We start from the raw sequence: 17869 nt of genomic DNA, 5'->3' as shown, positions 1-17869 counted from the left end.
TTCAAACAAATCGAAATATAATGGTCGTTTATTCTTCGTCTGTATCCTCTTCTTCCTCCTCAGACTCAAAATCCTCCTCGTCATCGGAAGCTTCAGCAGTCTTCTCATCAACCTCAGCCATGAGATTTTCTCTCTCGATGACCTCGAAGAACGTATTGGCAAAACCGCTGATCGTGAAAATGATACATGCCGGTCCAATTAAAACTCCGACAAACATAGTTGTCAGATTCCACATAATGATCGCCATCTCGATCACCAGAAGCACTGCCAGAAATGCTGTTCTGCCAAGAAACTTCGCCGCTATGGAATAAGAATTACGCATCGTATTAATGATGCTGTTCTCGTAACGCGCCATTAACGGAAACGCATATACCATATGCATAAAGATCAGATATACTCCAACTACACCAATGATCAAAAACATGATGTTATGATGCTTCGCCGCATGATACAGCTGAAAATCCAGATATACCGCATAGCTTGCAACCATGCCAATAACCCCGAGAATACTTCCCTTTTTCAGGTTCGCCTTAAACTCCTTCCAGAAAGGACCGGCAATGTATCCTTCTTCATCCTTCACCATCTTGAGTGTGATCGTATAGGCCGCGGTCGTTGCAGCTCCCATCGTTACAATCGGCAGGCTGCATAAAAGCCACATACAGTTGAGCTTAAACACATCCATCAGACGGTTCATAAATTTGTATAAGGGACTATCTACACTAAAAAATTTCATTCTGTCTTATTCTCCATTCCGTGTAATCAGACCTTTCTCCTTTATATGCACATCGCTTACATACTGCTTAAAAATACCAGGGGCGCCAAAAATGCCCCCGGTATCTCATAATCTCTTAGAATATCAGTCTGCACTTTGGCATTAACCCTTGACAGCACCCAGCATGATACCTTTCTCGAAGTATCTGTTCATGAATGGGTACACAATCAAAATAGGGATAACGGAAATCATGGAGATTGTATACTTGATAACCTTTGTATTCAGTGCAGCAGCAAATGCTGACTTGGCAGCCTGACCACCTGCGTTCATGGAAGCCTGCAGGTTGGATGACTGGTTCAGGTAAATATACAATCTATGCTGCAGTGTATACAGCTTTGGTGAGTTACTCATGTAAATCAGGGAATCCTGGAAGGAGTTCCAATGACCTACCGCACCGAAGATTGCGATTGTTGCAAGGATTGGCTTACTTAAAGGCCAGACAATCTTTGTAAATACCTGCATGTAGGAAGCACCATCGATAAATGCACTCTCCTCCAACTCAGCCGGGATAGACTCGATATAAGTCTTAACCAGGATGATGTTGTATGGAGCCACGATACCAGGAATGATGTATACCATGTAGTGGTTTGTCAGACCCAGCATAACCAGGTTCAAATATGTTGCGATCAAACCTGCGTTAAAATACATTGTAATAACGATTGCACGATACCACAGACTTCTGTGCCACATCTCCTGCTTGGTTACGAGATAACCAACAAATGCAGAGGCAACTACCATCAAAGCAGTACCAAAGATTGTTCTTGTGATGGATACGACGAACGCATATCCAAGATCACCTACACCGGCAAGTGCCTTGTAGTTGTTAATGTTAAGTCCGTGAGGGATGAAGTTGATCAATCCCTGCTGTACCATTGCATTATCTGAAATCGTGTTGATGAACAGATAATAGAATGGGAAGATACAGGTGAGGGTGAACAAAATGAAGAACAGATAGTTCAAAATATTGAACACAATGTCACCTGGTTTCAATTTGTACATACGTTTATGTTTCTTGTTGTACTCTTTCTCTCTTTTAGCATCTAATTTCTCTTGTGCTGTCATTGCCATTTGTGTTCACCTCCTTATACAATACTCTCGCCACGGAGTGCCTTAGAAAGGGAGTTCGCTCCGAACAGCAAGACTACACTGATGACCGACTTGAACATACCGACCACGGTTGAAAGCGGGATACTACCACCACTACCAAGACCGAGGTTGTAAACGTAAAGATCAAGAACCTCAATGTGGTTCTTATTCTGTGGTGTACAGAATACCAGGTACTGATCAAGACCGTTACTCAGAACTGCTGCAACTGCCATCAGTAACAGTACGAAGAAGGTAGGCAGAAGACCAGGCACTGTAATATGCCACATCTTCTGGAAACGACCGGCACCATCCACCGTAGCAGCCTCGTACAACTGCTGGTCGATACCTGCGATACCGGAAATGTAGATGATCGCGCTCCAGCCGACACCCTTCCATGTTCCCCATGCCCACATCTTAAGCCATGTGAAATGGTCACCCATCAGGAAGTTATGTCCATCAGCGCCCTTAGCAATAAGTCCGATACTCTTTGCAAATGTGTTAATGAAACCGTCAGTTGAGAAAATAGCAATTGCCAAAGCGTATACTAATACCCAGCTGATGAAGTTTGGTACTGTTGTAAATGTCTGAATAAAACGACGGAATGTGAGGTTCTTGATCTCGCAGAGGAAGATAGCGAATGCCATTGGAATCCACTGTGTAATCAGACCTAAAGCGGACATTGCCATTGTGTTACGGATAACACGGATGATATCGCTTCGGGTTGCACCGTTCTGGAACAGATATGTAAACCACTTGAATCCTACGAAGTTTGACATACTCAGCGTTCCACCTGTCTGATAATCGAAGAATGCATATCTCCATCCCCAAAGTGGCAGGTAGCAGAATACGAATGCCAGTGCCAGGAACGGCATAAACATCAGGAACAGCTTGTACTTAGGATCCATCTCCATCCCCTCATCCGGTGCTGCCTTTGGAAGCATCATCAGGATAGCGATAGACATAATGAGCAAAGCAACAGAGATCACAGTATAAACAACTGCTGCAACCGGGAAGGTTGGTCCGACTCTGTCAAGCTTTGACTGCATTGTTGTGCTGCATACCATGTTGTATGCCAGGATCGTAACACCAAATCCTACGATCTCTACGATACTACCAAGGATAGACCAGAGAATACCTGCTCTCTTCATCTTAGTATTACCAAGAGACATGCATCCGCCTACTACAACGAATGCCACACCGATCAGTGCGACTACTGCGCCTGCATATAATACATAGAAAGCGCTTGGACTCAGCCAGTTCATACGAAGAGCACGACCGGCCTCGCTGGTCAGGGTTGAATAAGATACAGCCGCTGTAAAAAGCGAAGTATTCTCATTCACCAAACTACAAATCCTTGTCGGATTCATAAAAGGGAAGAAAACGGAAATTGCAGAGAAGATAGCAATCACTCTCTGTAACATATAGATATAATCTACCGTTCCCCTTTTCTCTGTTTGTGATTCTTTCATAATAACCTCCTGTATTACTTATTTCATCCCACCGTCAAAAGCCCTGTAAACAGACCAGAGCAGACATTCAAGATGATAAATAGAGTTTACGCTATTTTTATTATACATGCATTTTCCTCTATCGAATACCATAAATAATAGAGAAAAAATACACGACTTTTCATTCGACACGCTACGAGTATTTTCCTATGCCCTTAAAAAAGGAGACAGGTTGTCGCCTATCTCCTTTCAATGATATCTACTTATTCAGCAGATGTCCGTTGCAGGAATTATTTCTTCTTCTTAACAACGACTACTGCTACAACTGCTACTACTACAACTACGATCACGATCGGAACAACCGGTGAAGACTTCTTAGAAGATGTTGTAGAAGCATCGCTTGTTGTGTTGGCATCACTTGATGCACTTGAAGCATCATCAGCAGGTGCAACTGCATCCGGATTGTCTGAGTTGAAGCCGGATACGGTAAATGTGATCTGGATAGAATCTGTAGGAACTACAGTGATGTCAGGGCTGTCTGCGTACTCACCCTTATCCTTCTGATAAGAGTTCATAGCATCGAAACGAAGAAGTCCGGACTCATCTGTGTACTCAGATGGGAAGAATGGCTCAGATGGAAGAGAGATTTCCTTTCCATCGCATGTCAGCTTCACATCAGAGATTGTTACAGGGTTATCCTTTGCAGTCATAGGAATATCTGTATCAACATAGATCATAGAAATCTTAGTCTCTGCATCACCCTTTGTATCAAGAGCGTTGTTCAGGTTAGAAACACCAACAGTATATGTACCGTTACCCTTGATCTCAACATCCTGTACCTGTGTACCCTCGATTGCCGTAACACCGTCTGTACCAGACTGGAACAGTGTACCGTTATCGAATGTCAGGTTTGCTTTCTTCATGTCCTTACCATCGATACCAAGTGTATCGGAATACCACTCATCACGGAAGATCCATGTACCGGTCTCCTGTATTCCGAAGTATGCATGATAAGTGCCGTCTGCGTCAAATGCAGCCTTAGCTGCCTTCTTACCGGCCTTACTTGTTGCTGCAGATACATCAGTAGGTACTGCTGTTGCTGTAACAGCCAGAGCCAGTGTCAAAGCGCTGAGAGTAGCTGCTACCTTTCTTAATGACTTTCTCATTGTATCGTCCTCCTCAAAATAAACGGTGCAGTCATAAATCAGTGCTTCCCGCCGGAAGACTCATCCTGCTGCCCATATTCTCATTTTTGTACATCATTGCCATAGCATAGGTGTACAATTTAATTGTTCTTGTCTATTTTACCAAATACATACGGAAATAAAACCATAATAATTCGACATTTTTACACGATAAATTATACATTTTGGTCAATTTCGGTCTGATAAGGAATATGAATGACCACTTTTGTCCCTACATTCTTCTCGCTGTCGACCTCAACGCCGTATTCACCGCCAAAAAGCAGGCGGATACGCTGATTTACATTACGCACGCCGATGTGATTGTCATCTCCCTGCTCATCCTTCATGATCTTTCGCAGATGACCAAGCTCATAGTAGTCCATTCCCTTTCCGTTGTCCCGGATCTCGATGAAAATATCGTCTTTCTTCTTATATACATGGATCACCAGTCTTGCATCACATGCCTTTTCCTCCAGACCATGCACAAATGCATTCTCCACAAACGGCTGCAGTGTCAGCGGAAGGATCCTCGCCTTCATGTCCACATCAGAGTCGATCGTCAATTCAGACGTAATTCTGTCTCCAAACCGGTACTCCTGTATCTTCAGATAATATTCCACCATCTGAAGCTCCTCCTTTAATGTCACAAGACGGTCTGTCACCTGAATATTGTACCGCATGGTCTTTGCCAGCATCTTGACCAGTTCAACGATCTCCGGCTGATGATTCACCACTGCCTTCATACGGATCGTTTCCAGCGTATTATATAAGAAATGTGGATTGATCTGACTGGCAAGCATCTTAAACTCCACTTCCTTCTGCTTTGTGTGAAGCTTCTCCTTCTGGACCTGCTCGTCCACCACATTACTCATCAGCAGACGGATATCCTGAATCATCTGCTCCAGCTCTGTGTAAAGCTCACCAATCTCATCGTTACCCTCGATCCGCTCCACCTCATCATATTCTCCCTGCGCTACATGATGCATCTGAACCCTGAGCTGGAACATACGATTACTGTAGGAAGCCGCAAATGCAAAGATCAACAGCGCAGAGACGATCATTCCGATAATCTCCGGAATAAATGCCTGCATACTGATCTGGTTGACCTCCGCCATGATATCCTGATAATTCTGAACACTGACCACCGAATAATAATCATCCGAGCCATCCATCTGCAGACGCTCGTATGAGATCAGATATTCCTCAACCCCATAGGAAATCTGTTTTGTCACTCTGCTCTTATTGATCTTCTGAATTTCCTCCTTGAGAAACGGATAGTCCAGAGAACTGCAGTTGCCGGATATCCAGTAATAATCATCGTATAGAATCGCCGTATCCTGCCTCTGTTCATTCAGTGTAACCTTATCGTACTGGATCTGTATCACAACAATGCCAACCACATCGTCATCGTCATCCCGCACCGCACGGCTGATCTGCATCGTCTGATCCTTTTCATTGTCTCCGGACGTTTCACCAAAATACCAGTACCCTTCATCAACACAGTCCACCGTCTCCTTGTACCAGGTCTGCGTCCGGACAGATTGCTTAAAATAGGAAAGGTTATTGATCCGGTTCAGATCGTAGGTGTCAACGGTCGGGTTGTCCAGAAACAGATTGATCGAAGAAATATCCTGTTCATAGAAATTGATATAATCCTCCATTACCATATTGGCTTTGCGGTAATCGCTGTAAAACTGTGTTTTATTTTTGTATTTGCGGGTGGTAAGCTTTAAAATCTCATCATTACTGCACAGAAGACGTGCCACATTATCTAAAACGGTCATAGACTCACGGATCGAGGAACTGAGCACGGACAACTCCTCTGCCTGTGTCTCCTCCGTCAGCTTGATCATCATCTTGCGCGTCTGCATATTGGTATAGATACTCATTACGAGAAGCGGAATAATTCCACCGATCAGATAGATTAAGATCATCCGGTGGAGAAATTTCATATCTTTAAATAAGTGAAATCTTTTCTTGTAGTTTAATTCATTCATAAGCTGTCTGTCATCCGTCTATTTTGAACTGTACCTGAAGTGGTTTCTTGAGCGGCTGCCCTCCCAGTGATGTCACCTTCGTTGTGATGTTAAGAATATAGGATTCATTCTGGGCGTACGGTTCTAACGGCTCGATCTCGATCTCATTTTCCAGGGAATTATAACGGATCGCTGTACGCAGCGGTGAGAGATTCATGGAGGTCACATACAGATTGACATTATTCACGGTCTTGGGATCTAACGGAATATTGAACTTGATCTTCCAGACGAAATTGCCCGTCTTAAACTTCAGATCCTGACGCACTTTACTCTCAAGTCCCTCTGTCATAGATTCAAATTCCAGATATTTAGCCATGACACTCTCCTGCCTTTCTTTCCTTATAATAAGGTATTCTGATCTCTTTTATCATCTTAACACATTCTCTTTTTTTTGGATAGACTCATTCGCAAATTTTCCTGCGGCAAAACACAGTTTTTCTTTGAAGTCATATTTGGTGTGTGATATACTTAAAAGTGATATTCAATTGCAAAATAATATGATCGAAGCTGCCGCAAGTGGCGGCGAATGAGGACCTGTTATCATGAAAAAAGTAAATTTCAAACCGGGAAATATGATCTATCCGCTTCCTGCCGTCATGGTAAGCTGCGGAGATATGGATCACGTATCAAATATATTAACGGTTGCATGGACCGGTACACTCTGTACCAATCCGCCGATGGCATACATTGCTGTTCGCCCGGAGCGTCATTCTTACCCGCTGATCCGCGAGTCCGGCGAGTTTGTCATCAATCTGACGACGAAGGAGCTTGCTCACGCGACGGATTACTGCGGCGTTCGTTCCGGACGGGATCACAACAAATGGACGGACTGCCGTCTGACGCCGGTTCCTGCTGACACCGTGAAATGTCCGCTGATTGCGGAAGCACCTGTCAACATCGAATGCAAAGTACGCCAGGTTCTTGAACTTGGCTCCCATCATGTTTTTGTGGCTGACGTGACTGCCGTTCACGTTGCCGAGAAGTATATGGATGAGAAAGGAACCTTCCATCTGGAGGATGCCGGTCTGCTGGCATATTCTCACGGAACCTACTACAGTCTCGGCAAGTCCCTCGGTCATTTTGGATATTCCATCCGCCGCCGAAAAGGTAACGGACGGAAAAGCACCAAACGTCCCACCGGAACATACAATAAAAAAGGAGCTAAGGCGTGCGGAAATGAGGGGTAACGTATGAAGATAAGCTATATCAGAATACAGAATTTTAAGTCCATTCGCGATCTGGAGATCACCGAACTGGAAAACGCACTGATTCTTGTCGGCAAAAACAACACCGGTAAAACAAACGTCATCGATGCCATTCTTGCCGCCACCGGATACCACACGGTATGCACCGAAGAATTTCTGGATCCGCAGAAGAGCATCGACATTACCCTGTCGATCGAGTTTACCGAGGAGGATCTTCAATCCTATCAGACCCGTGGTATGGTCAGCAGGCACCGCGACTACGAAAAGTGGCTGGAGGAGTTTCGCTCGCTGATTCCTTCCTTTCAGGACAACACCGTGACCTTTACGTTTCATATCAATCCGGAACACAAGGTTCGCTACAACGATGGCTTCCAGAAGAATAACCCATACATCCGGGAGATTTTTCCGAAGATCTATCACATCGACCAGACCAGAAATCTGGACACGTTACAGAATGATGTTTTTAGTTTTTATGACAAAAAATCCTTCGAGATGCTCAAGGATAACACCTGTACCTTTGACCCCGCCCGGAAATGTAACCGTTGTTTCCAGTGTATCGGTGTCATCAACAAGAAAACGCCGGAGGAGCTGACATTATTTGAGACGACACGACTGCTCCAGTATAAGCTTTTCCGTACCAATCTGAACGAATTTGCCGACAAAGTGAATTACTATTTTCACCGCAACGGTAATCCTTCCCAACAGATCCGCTACGTCTTGAATTTCGACCTGGATGATCTGCTGCATATCGACACACAGCTGATCAATCGCGAGCGCAACGATTACGTTTCCTCCCTGAGTTCAATGAGTGAAGGTATCCGCAGTATTTATGTACTTTCTCTTCTGGAAGCGTATATTGACGAGGCGCAGACCCTGCCCTGCATCATCCTGATGGAGGATCCGGAGATTTATCTGCATCCGCAGCTTCAAAAGGTTGCCAGCGAGATTTTGTACCGCCTGTCCAAGAAGAATCAGGTGGTCTTCTCCACGCACTCGCCGAATTTGATCTTTAATTTCTCGTCCAAACAGATCAAGGAGGTCCTTCTGGATGAAGAATATTACACAACCGTGCGCCCGGAGACCGACATCGATCAAATTCTCGATGACCTCGGCTACACTGCCAACGATCTGATGAACGTCAGCTTTGTTTTCATCGTCGAGGGCAAGCAGGACAGCAACCGGCTTCCGCTTCTCCTCCAGAAATACTACTCCGAGATCTACGACGAAGACGGCAAGCTCAAGCGCATCACGATCATTCCGGTCAACAGCTGTACGAACATCAAGACGTATGCCAACTTAAAGTACATCAATAAGCTGTACCTCAAGGACCAGTTTCTGATGATCCGCGACAGTGACGGCAAGAATCCGAAATACCTTAAGAAGCAGCTCTGCAGCTACTATGGTCAGAGGGCGAAGGAGGACGCCGGTAACCTGCCGAAGGTTGAACCGAAAAATGTCCTGATCTTAAAGTATTACTCCTTTGAAAATTACTTCCTGGAGCCTTCCGTCATGGCAAAGATCGGTGTCATTAAAAATGAGGAAGATTTTTACAATATTCTTTATAAGAAATATAAGGATTACCTTTTCAAATTAAACAGCATGAAACGGATGCAGCGCATCAACAACATCCGCATCAAAAGCAAACAGGATCTCAAAGACAACATAGAGCTGATTAAAATTTACGTCCGCGGGCATAATCTTTTTGATATCTTTTACGGACGTTATCACGGGCAGGCAGAACAGGAGATTTTGCAGAGATATATTGACGTTGCTCCGCGTGAAACCTTCCAGGATATTTTCGACGCGATCGACTCTTTTGTTTATTTTGAAAACAGAAGAAAATAGGTTGACATTATAAACGATTTCGTTATAATGTATGGTATGTATGTCTTCACTATTCTACAGGAGTGGTGAAATGTGTTTTGCAAAATAAGTGTTTGATGAGGTGCAAAATGGAAAATCAGTATATTATTAAGGGAGGAAATCCTCTTCACGGCGAGGTTGTCATCGGCGGCGCCAAAAACGCTGCTCTTGGAATTCTTGCTGCTGCCATCATGACAGATGAGACAGTGACGATCGACAATCTGCCGAACGTAAGAGATATCAACGTCCTTCTTACAGCGATAGAGAGTATTGGTGCTACTGTAAACCGGATCGGACCGCATGAGGTTCAGATCAACGGAAGCACTATTTCCGATGTTACAATAGATTATGATTCCATCCGTAAGATCCGGGCTTCTTATTATTTATTGGGAGCTCTTCTTGGCAAATATAAAAAGGCACAGGTAGCCCTTCCGGGCGGATGCGATATCGGAAGCCGTCCGATCGACCAGCATCTGAAGGGATTCCGTGCACTGGGGGCCACGGTCAACATCGAGTATGGTATGATCAATACCTTTTCCGATGCGCTGATCGGTAACCATATTTATCTGGATGTTGTTTCTGTCGGTGCGACGATCAATATTATGCTTGCATCCTGCATGGCACAGGGTCGTACCGTTATTGAGAATGCTGCCAAGGAACCGCATATCGTAGATGTTGCCAACTTCTTAAACAGCATGGGTGCCAACATCAAGGGTGCCGGTACTGACAAGATCCGTATTGACGGCGTTGAGCGTCTTCACGCCAGTGAGTATTCGATCATTCCTGATCAGATCGAGGCAGGTACTTTCATGGTAGCCGCTGCTGCCACCAAGGGCGATGTCCTGATCCGCAACGTCATCCCAAAGCATCTGGAAGCGATCTCTGTCAAGCTGATCGAGATCGGTGCCAAGGTTGAGGAATTCGATGATGCCGTGCGTGTATCCGCTTCTGACCGCCTGGGTCACACACAGGTAAAGACACTGCCATATCCCGGCTTTCCAACCGATATGCAGCCACAGATTGCAACGTTGCTGGCTCTTTCCAATGGTACCAGTACCGTTACTGAGAGTATTTTCGAGAATCGTTTCAAATATGTCGATGAGCTTGCCCGCATGGGCGCCAACATCAAGGTCGAAGGAAATGTCGCGATCATTGAAGGTGTTACCGGACTGACCGGTGCTTCCATCACCGCGCCTGATCTTCGCGCCGGCGCTGCTCTTGTTGTTGCAGGTCTTGTTGCCGATGGATTTACAACCGTAGATTCCATTCACTTTATCGAGCGCGGTTACGAGGATTTCGATAAGAAAATGACAGCTCTCGGTGCCTGTATGGAAAAGATTCCTGTTGATGACGAGAGAGAGATGCTCAAGTTTAAGATGAAGGTCGGATGAAACACAGAAACTTAAAACGCTGAGGCAGACAAAACCTCAGCGTTTTTTTTTGCATAAAATTTATATTTCGTAAAAAGGAAAAAACAACATTTTGCCTTTAACAGATTTCTTTCACATCCAGCTCCTGTACCATCGCCAGATTCACGATCAGACCATTGATCTTCACGATCGGATTACTCTGATCCATCGGGTTCGTATCAACGATCAGGGCGCGCTTATTATCCGAGAGAACCACCTCGCAGCCAATATAAAACGTTGCAACACCCTCCATGAATATTGCCATATAATTCGGATCAAACTTCTCATGCTCCTCCTGCAGCATACGGAACACCTCAAACGGACAATGAGGCTCTCTGTACACTCTCGCAGAGGTCAGCGCATCATAACAATCAGCGATCCCGACAATCTTTGCAAAATCATCGATCTCATCTGCCTTCAAGCCATTCGGATAACCAGAGCCGTCACATCTCTCATGATGCATCAGCGCCGCATTCATGATCCGCTCATCCAACGGATGCTTCTTTAAGAAATCATATCCCTTCTGCGGATGCTGCCGGATCACGGAGTATTCCTCCTCCGTGAGTGAGCCTGCCTTCTTAATGATCTTGCCCGGCACCCCCATCTTCCCGACATCATGCAGAAGCCCCGCCAGCGTCAGAATATCCTGTTCCTCCTCCGTCATGTGCATCCACTTGGCAAACTCATGGCACAATATCGCCACATTCAGGCTGTGTATGTATGTGAGATCATCATACCGGCGCACTCTCCGAAGAATCCGGAACGTATGCGTCGGATCATCACTGAGCGCAATGATCTCCCTTGTCTCCTTCAAAAGCTTATTGGTGTTCAGATCCTCGTCCTCCCTGACGATATATTCGGACAGTGATTTCTCCAATAGCTGTGCGGATTGGATCACCCGTTCACTGAACAGACGGTAGTCCTTTGACTTTCTCGCAGGTCCCGCCTTGTTCTCTGCCAAAAATTTCCATTCCATCTTCCCGTCTCCTTCGTATCTGTGTCATTTCATTCCCTCAATATGAAATAAAATACCTTTTATTCCCTATATTATTCTATTATGATTGCACCAAAATATCAAGTCATGGTCTTTGTTGCAAAAGTTCCGAAAAAAGCGTATTATATAGTGTGAGATAATTTATGATGTAACAGGCAGAACAGTCGGCACTGTGATGCCCCGTGACATCAATAAACCGTTTTGATGTATTGACATTGGAGTTTAGAAAGGATAGGTACATTATGGTTTCTAAAAATGGCTGTTTTATTGTATTTGAAGGCATTGACGGCAGTGGGAAATCCACACAGATCTCCCTTCTGAAGGATCACATTGAGGAACATTCCATCAACTGCATGACCACGATGGAGCCAAGCAATGGTCCGATCGGCACACTGCTGCGCCAGTTTCTCTCCGGTCGTATCAAGGGAGAAGAGACAACATTAACAGCTCTTTTTGCGGCAGACCGTCTGGATCATCTGAACAATCCGGTCAACGGTATCCGCAAACTGCTGGAGGACGGCATCGCCGTTATTTCTGACCGTTATGTATTTTCCAATTATGCATACCAGAGCGTATCCGTTCCTCTCGAATGGATCATGAAATGCAACGAAATGGCAAATGAGATTGTTCGTCCGGATTGCCACATCTTCATTGATGTTGCCCCGGAAACAGCCATGGATCGTGTTTCAAAGGGACGTCACCAGACAGACATCTACGAGACACTGGATCGTCTCACAGATGTCCGGGAACGTTATCTTGACCTCATCCACCGCATGGAGGATGTAGAAAATATCATTATCATAGACGGCAATCGTCCTGAGAAAGAGATTGCCGATGACATCTGGGCAAAGGTCTGTCACTATTTTGTATAAATCAGACCGCATTATCTGAGCAAAGAAAAAGGAGGAGGAATCATGAATCTGCGTGTAAACCAGCTGCAGCAGCCGACACAGCTTGAACCAAAAGCACCTGTCACTGAGTCTGATGGTTCCTTTCGTTTTACCCTGCTCAGCAGCATTGAAGAACAGGAGCTGCGCGCCAGTCTGGCTGTGATGATGGAGGATATCACCCAGCAGGGCAACAAGCTCAGCCGCAAGATGGACATCCGCGACATGAAGCTGTACCGCAAAATGATCAAAGAATTTATGAATGAGATCGTTACACACTCCCATTCCTTCAGCCGCGAGAACTTTCTCGATAAGAAAGGACGGCACAGAGTGTACGGCATGGTAAAGCTGATCGATGCCGCACTGGACGATCTCGCCGAGGAGCTCATGCGCGAGGAGAAGGACCATCTGGCAATACTCAATAAAATCGGTGAAATTCAGGGAATGATCCTCGATCTGTTTACCTGATCTATCATAGGAGGCATTTATGGCAAATTTTAAAGATATCATTGGACAGAAGCAGGCAAAGGAACACTTCCAGACAGCCATTGAGACAGGGAACATTTCCCATGCATATATCATCAATGGCGAGACCGGCTCCGGCAGACGCATGCTCGCTGACGCCTTTGCAAGCACTGCAGTGTGAGAAGCATCCCAATGCAGACTCCTGCGACAGCTGCAAGTCCTGTCACCAGGCAGAGTCCGGCAATCATCCTGACATCCGCTATATCACCCATGAGAAAGCGAGCATCAGCGTTGATGACATCCGTGAGCAGCTCAACAACGATATCCAGATCAAGCCATACAGCAGTGAGCATAAGATCTATATCATACCGGATGCCAATAAAATGACTGAGCAGGCGCAGAATGCGCTCTTAAAGACCATTGAGGAGCCACCGTCATACGCTGTCATTCTCCTTCTCACAGATAATCTCAACGCACTTCTGCCGACGATCCAGTCCAGATGTGTGACGATCAATACAAAACCGATCTCCAAAGAGGAAATTGCCGGTTATCTTGTCAGCCACCTCTCCATGGAGCAGGAACAGGCTGATATTGCCGCAGGCTTCTGTCAGGGCAATATGGGCAAGGCGATCCGCTTTGCAAACTCCACTGATTTTCAGGAAATGAAGGAGGATACCCTTCATTTATTAAAAAATGTCGAGCACATGGATGTTTCTGAGATTGTTGATTCGATCCGTATATTCTCCCAGAAAAAGGGCATGATCGATGATTATCTCGACCTGATGCTGTTGTGGTACCGCGATGTACTGATGTTCAAGGTTACAAAGGATGCAAATCTCCTGCTCTACCGCGACCAGTTCCACAACATCTCCCACCAGGCAAGCATGCGCACCTATGAAAGCATTGAAAATATCCTTCAGGCAATCGACAAGGCAAAGGTCCGTCTTGGTGCCAACGTCAACTTTGACGTCACCATGGAACTGATGGCACTTACCATGAAAGAATAGGCATAATCCGCCAATAGAAAGGACAACAAATATTATGATATTAATTATCGGAGTCAGATTCCGTAAATCAAGTAAGGTATATTATTTTGATCCCACCGGCTACGAAATAAAAAAGGGCGACCATGTTATCGTTGAGACTGCGCGCGGCATCGAATACGGCACGGTTGTACTCGGACCGAAGGAAGTAACCGATGACAGAGTTGTTTCCCCGTTAAAGCCGCTGACACGTACCGCAACGCCGGAGGACGAAAAAACCAATATCGAAAACGAGCAAAAAGAAAAAGAGGCTTACCGGATCTGTCTCGAAAAGATCAAAAAGCATGATCTGAAAATGAAATTGATCGATTCTGAATATACCTTTGACCGAAACAAGCTTCTGTTTTATTTTACCGCAGACGGACGAATCGATTTCCGTGAGCTTGTAAAGGATCTCGCTTCTGTTTTCCGAACACGTATTGAACTGCGTCAGATCGGTGTCCGTGACGAAACGAAACTTTTAGGTGGTATGGCTATCTGCGGAAGACCGCTCTGCTGCCACACCTTCCTCTCCGAGTTCGCCCCGGTATCTATTAAGATGGCAAAGGAGCAGGGACTTTCCCTGAACCCGACACAGATTTCCGGCGTCTGCGGACGTCTGATGTGCTGTCTCAAAAATGAGCAGGAAGCCTATGAGGAATTAAACAGCAACTTACCTGCCGTCAAATCGCAGGTTAAGACGATTGACGGTTACGTTGGCGAGGTGCAGAGCACAAGCGTATTAAAGCAGCTTGTCAAGGTGGTGATCACCAAGAAGAACGGCGAACGTGAGATCCGCGAATACCCGGTTACCGATCTTAGCTTTAAGGATCACCAGATCAGCAGCGAAGGTTCTGAACTGGAGGCATCCTTAAACGAAATGGTTGATGAGCAGGGACTGGAGCAGCTTGAGATCATGGAGAAGCAGGACATCGAGGATCGTCAGGAGGAAGAAAACGAGAAGCGTGGCAACAGACGCGACAACAACCGTCGTGGACGCGGACCAAAACGCGATAATAATCGTAGCGGACAGGACCGTGACCAGAGACGCGACAATAATCGTGGCAGACAGGATCGTGACCAGCGGCGCGACAATGATCGCGACGGACAGAATCGTGATCAGGGACGTAACAATAACAGTGGCGGACAGGACCGTGACCAGAGACGCGACAATAATCGTGGCGGACAGGATCGCGAGCAGCGACGTGACAATAACCGCAGAGACCGTGAACCTCGGAGTAATAACCGTGACAAACGCCCTGCAAGAGGACGCGGCGGTTATGAGAATCAGGCAATCCATCTGACCGATACCGAGAAGCAGGATCAGAGCTTCCGCGGCGGCTATGAGCGTCAGACCGACGGACGCCGTGACAAGGGACGCCCTGAGCGTTTCCGTGAGGAGCGCAGTAAGAGAGGCGACCACGATAACAGACGTAACAACCATCGCCGTCAGAACAACAATAAAGGACAAAGCACACCATGAAAGCAGAATTAAGACCGGGAGAACGCCTGGACGATCTTCAGATCAATGATTATTATATTATTCAGAATCCCGATAAATTCTGTTTCGGTATGGATGCTGTTTTGCTGTCTTCCTTTGCACACTGTGCACCGGGCAGCAAAGTTGCTGACTTTGGTACAGGTACCGGGATCATCCCAATCCTGCTGACCGCCAAAACAGAAGCCGCGCATATTGATGCACTCGAAATCCAAGCCGAAAGTGCAGACATGGCGCGACGCAGTGTCCAATATAACGGACTAACCGACAAGATCAATATTATTAACGGGGATATTAAGGAAGCCTCTTCCCTTCTCGGAAAGGCTTCCTGTGATTATGTCATTACAAATCCCCCTTATATGAATAACAACCATGGATTGAAGAATCCCGAATTACCCAAAGCGATTGCCCGCCATGAGATACTCTGTACCCTTGACGATGTGATCCGGGAAGCCTCCCGGGTATTAAAGCCCGGCGGACATTTTCTGATGGTACACCGGCCATTCCGGCTGATCGAGATCATCAGCTGTCTGACGAAATATAGGCTGGAACCAAAGCGGATACGGTTCGTTCATCCATTTGCAGACAAGGAACCCAATATGATTCTGATCGATGCCGTCCGCGGCGGTAATTCCATGGTCAGGATCGAAGCCCCGCTTGTAATATATGATACACCCGGCGTATACACGCAGGAAATTCTCGATATCTATAATACTTAAACCGGATAGGAACAGAAAGCCTCTCTATGAGACATTTCTGCTCTCCTATTTCCGATACAGGAAACGGAGAAAACCATGACAGGAACTTTATATTTATGTGCCACTCCCATCGGCAATCTGGAAGACATCACCTTCCGTGTTCTCAGAACCTTAAAGGAGGTCGATCTGATCGCCGCAGAGGACACCCGCAATACGATCAAGCTTCTCAATCATTTTGAGATCAAAACTCCTATGACAAGCTATCATGAGTACAATAAAGTGGACAAGGCTGCCTATCTTGTCTCAAAGCTATCTGAGGGGACGAATATTGCCCTCGTCACAGATGCAGGAACTCCCGGAATCTCTGATCCCGGAGAGGAGATCGTTCGTCAGGCATATGCCGCCGGCATTCCTGTGACCTCTCTTCCGGGTGCCTGCGCCTGCGTTACGGCACTTACCCTGTCCGGTCTTTCCACCCGTCGTTTTGCCTTTGAAGCATTTCTTCCCCCGGACAAAAAGGAGCGGGCAGCGATCCTGGAATCTCTCAAAACAGAGACAAGAACCGTGATCCTTTATGAAGCACCGCACCACCTTCTTGCAACCTTAGAGCAGCTTTACCGGACACTCGGCGACAGACGCATTACACTCTGCCGTGAGCTGACCAAGCTGCATGAAACCGTCCGGCTTATGACCCTCTCCGAAGCACTGTCCTATTATTCGGACACATCTCCAAAAGGAGAATATGTTCTTGTTCTCGAGGGAATCTCCCGGCAGACACTGGATCAACAGAAGCAGGACAGCTGGAAGGAAATGGATCTGGAAGATCATATGCAGCTTTATTTAGACCAGAATCTTTCCAAAAAGGAAGCCATGAAAAAGGTCGCAGCCGACCGCGGTGTTTCCAAACGTGATATTTATCAACAGCTTTTAGACCGATAATGACGACAACGTTTTTCCCTGCGGCAGTTCATTTCATTACAGAGCATGATCTCTACCATCGGCCGCAGCCATTTCCGGTCAACACGATCCTTCTGACAGCAGTAATGACCGCAGATTCCTGCCGCCATGCGCCCCATCGTAACTTTATCCGGATACCGGTCGTACATCGGACTTCCCTCATATTCCATCTGATCACAGACATTCATCACCATTTCACTTAATTCAGACACCTCTAACGGATACAGATATTTTAAATCCTTCATCTTCTCTTCCTCCGGCACCTGTGCCAGCTCTAACGGAAATACCATCGCATTTCCCTTCGGATAAACTGCTCCCTTTTTCTCCATATTCACCAAACCTTTC

The 17869-nt window shown here is 46.1% G+C and carries 15 protein-coding genes and 2 pseudogenes; 9 read left to right on the top strand and 8 right to left on the bottom strand.

Going from position 1 to position 17869, the window contains the following annotated elements:
* Positions 1–28: 28 nt before the first annotated feature.
* From DXA20_RS05225 to DXA20_RS05200, 6 genes are all read right to left on the bottom strand, one after another.
* On the bottom strand, positions 29–733 hold the full coding sequence (locus tag DXA20_RS05225) for a YesL family protein (RefSeq protein WP_118559555.1): 705 nt from the start codon (positions 731–733) through the stop codon (positions 29–31).
* Between the two features lie 141 nt (positions 734–874).
* A complete protein-coding gene (locus DXA20_RS05220; protein WP_118559554.1) occupies positions 875–1840 on the bottom strand; it encodes a carbohydrate ABC transporter permease in 966 nt (321 codons plus the stop codon).
* Between the two features lie 14 nt (positions 1841–1854).
* Complete coding sequence (locus tag DXA20_RS05215; RefSeq protein WP_118559553.1) at positions 1855–3327, bottom strand: ABC transporter permease subunit; 1473 nt, start codon at positions 3325–3327, stop codon at positions 1855–1857.
* Between the two features lie 269 nt (positions 3328–3596).
* Entirely contained in the window at positions 3597–4472 is an 876-nt protein-coding gene (locus tag DXA20_RS05210) for a hypothetical protein (RefSeq protein WP_118559552.1), read from the bottom strand.
* A 194-nt stretch (positions 4473–4666) separates the two neighbouring features.
* Complete coding sequence (locus tag DXA20_RS05205) at positions 4667–6487, bottom strand: sensor histidine kinase (RefSeq protein ID WP_118559551.1); 1821 nt, start codon at positions 6485–6487, stop codon at positions 4667–4669.
* 10 nt (positions 6488–6497) lie between these two features.
* Positions 6498–6842 (bottom strand): Ig-like domain-containing protein, encoded by a 345-nt coding sequence (locus DXA20_RS05200; protein WP_022305610.1) that lies wholly within the window; start codon positions 6840–6842, stop codon positions 6498–6500.
* Positions 6843–7068: 226 nt separating this feature from the next.
* On the opposite strand from DXA20_RS05200, the gene DXA20_RS05195 reads away from it, so the two are divergent.
* The 3 genes from DXA20_RS05195 to DXA20_RS05185 all read left to right on the top strand — a co-directional run bounded on the left by DXA20_RS05195 (position 7069) and on the right by DXA20_RS05185 (position 10985).
* On the top strand, positions 7069–7713 hold the full coding sequence (locus tag DXA20_RS05195; RefSeq protein ID WP_022305611.1) for a flavin reductase family protein: 645 nt from the start codon (positions 7069–7071) through the stop codon (positions 7711–7713).
* 3 nt (positions 7714–7716) lie between these two features.
* Entirely contained in the window at positions 7717–9576 is a 1860-nt protein-coding gene (locus tag DXA20_RS05190; protein ID WP_118559550.1) for an ATP-dependent nuclease, read from the top strand.
* Between the two features lie 107 nt (positions 9577–9683).
* Complete coding sequence (locus DXA20_RS05185) at positions 9684–10985, top strand: UDP-N-acetylglucosamine 1-carboxyvinyltransferase (protein ID WP_022305613.1); 1302 nt, start codon at positions 9684–9686, stop codon at positions 10983–10985.
* A gap of 97 nt (positions 10986–11082) precedes the next feature.
* Here the strand turns inward: DXA20_RS05185 and DXA20_RS05180 are convergent, their stop codons facing one another.
* On the bottom strand, positions 11083–11979 hold the full coding sequence (locus tag DXA20_RS05180) for an HD-GYP domain-containing protein (protein ID WP_118559549.1): 897 nt from the start codon (positions 11977–11979) through the stop codon (positions 11083–11085).
* A gap of 260 nt (positions 11980–12239) precedes the next feature.
* Between DXA20_RS05180 and tmk the strand changes: the two genes are divergently transcribed.
* The 6 genes and pseudogenes from tmk (at position 12240) to rsmI (ending at position 17506) form a co-directional block, all read left to right on the top strand.
* Complete coding sequence (tmk, locus tag DXA20_RS05175) at positions 12240–12869, top strand: dTMP kinase (RefSeq protein WP_118559548.1); 630 nt, start codon at positions 12240–12242, stop codon at positions 12867–12869.
* A gap of 42 nt (positions 12870–12911) precedes the next feature.
* Positions 12912–13352 (top strand): YaaR family protein, encoded by a 441-nt coding sequence (locus DXA20_RS05170; RefSeq protein WP_022305616.1) that lies wholly within the window; start codon positions 12912–12914, stop codon positions 13350–13352.
* Between the two features lie 19 nt (positions 13353–13371).
* Positions 13372–14356: pseudogene (gene holB, locus DXA20_RS05165) on the top strand (DNA polymerase III subunit delta').
* Positions 14357–14390: 34 nt separating this feature from the next.
* Positions 14391–15302 (top strand): annotated as a pseudogene (locus DXA20_RS18595) (PSP1 domain-containing protein); the annotation flags it as partial.
* 548 nt (positions 15303–15850) lie between these two features.
* Positions 15851–16588: a tRNA1(Val) (adenine(37)-N6)-methyltransferase gene (locus DXA20_RS05155; RefSeq protein ID WP_118559546.1), complete on the top strand. Its 738-nt coding sequence runs from the start codon at positions 15851–15853 to the stop codon at positions 16586–16588.
* Between the two features lie 75 nt (positions 16589–16663).
* Entirely contained in the window at positions 16664–17506 is an 843-nt protein-coding gene (rsmI, locus tag DXA20_RS05150; RefSeq protein WP_118559545.1) for a 16S rRNA (cytidine(1402)-2'-O)-methyltransferase, read from the top strand.
* Here the strand turns inward: rsmI and DXA20_RS05145 are convergent.
* Positions 17485–17853, bottom strand: coding sequence for a hypothetical protein (locus DXA20_RS05145; RefSeq protein WP_118559544.1), 369 nt, complete (start codon positions 17851–17853; stop codon positions 17485–17487). The two genes, rsmI and DXA20_RS05145, sit on opposite strands and share 22 nt — an antisense overlap.
* Between the last annotated feature and the right edge of the window lie 16 nt (positions 17854–17869).

Source organism: Roseburia sp. AM59-24XD, assembly GCF_003478445.1.
Classification (GTDB): domain Bacteria; phylum Bacillota; class Clostridia; order Lachnospirales; family Lachnospiraceae; genus Jutongia.
This window is presented reverse-complemented; position numbering and strand designations above follow the sequence as displayed.

Coding starts and splice junctions, on each gene's coding strand:
- DXA20_RS05225 (WP_118559555.1), bottom strand. CDS start 733: ATGAAATTTTTTAGTGTAGATAGTCCCTTATACAAATTTATGAACCGT.
- DXA20_RS05220 (WP_118559554.1), bottom strand. CDS start 1,840: ATGGCAATGACAGCACAAGAGAAATTAGATGCTAAAAGAGAGAAAGAG.
- DXA20_RS05215 (WP_118559553.1), bottom strand. CDS start 3,327: ATGAAAGAATCACAAACAGAGAAAAGGGGAACGGTAGATTATATCTAT.
- DXA20_RS05210 (WP_118559552.1), bottom strand. CDS start 4,472: ATGAGAAAGTCATTAAGAAAGGTAGCAGCTACTCTCAGCGCTTTGACA.
- DXA20_RS05205 (WP_118559551.1), bottom strand. CDS start 6,487: ATGAATGAATTAAACTACAAGAAAAGATTTCACTTATTTAAAGATATG.
- DXA20_RS05200 (WP_022305610.1), bottom strand. CDS start 6,842: ATGGCTAAATATCTGGAATTTGAATCTATGACAGAGGGACTTGAGAGT.
- DXA20_RS05195 (WP_022305611.1), top strand. CDS start 7,069: ATGAAAAAAGTAAATTTCAAACCGGGAAATATGATCTATCCGCTTCCT.
- DXA20_RS05190 (WP_118559550.1), top strand. CDS start 7,717: ATGAAGATAAGCTATATCAGAATACAGAATTTTAAGTCCATTCGCGAT.
- DXA20_RS05185 (WP_022305613.1), top strand. CDS start 9,684: ATGGAAAATCAGTATATTATTAAGGGAGGAAATCCTCTTCACGGCGAG.
- DXA20_RS05180 (WP_118559549.1), bottom strand. CDS start 11,979: ATGGAATGGAAATTTTTGGCAGAGAACAAGGCGGGACCTGCGAGAAAG.
- tmk (WP_118559548.1), top strand. CDS start 12,240: ATGGTTTCTAAAAATGGCTGTTTTATTGTATTTGAAGGCATTGACGGC.
- DXA20_RS05170 (WP_022305616.1), top strand. CDS start 12,912: ATGAATCTGCGTGTAAACCAGCTGCAGCAGCCGACACAGCTTGAACCA.
- DXA20_RS05155 (WP_118559546.1), top strand. CDS start 15,851: ATGAAAGCAGAATTAAGACCGGGAGAACGCCTGGACGATCTTCAGATC.
- rsmI (WP_118559545.1), top strand. CDS start 16,664: ATGACAGGAACTTTATATTTATGTGCCACTCCCATCGGCAATCTGGAA.
- DXA20_RS05145 (WP_118559544.1), bottom strand. CDS start 17,853: ATGGAGAAAAAGGGAGCAGTTTATCCGAAGGGAAATGCGATGGTATTT.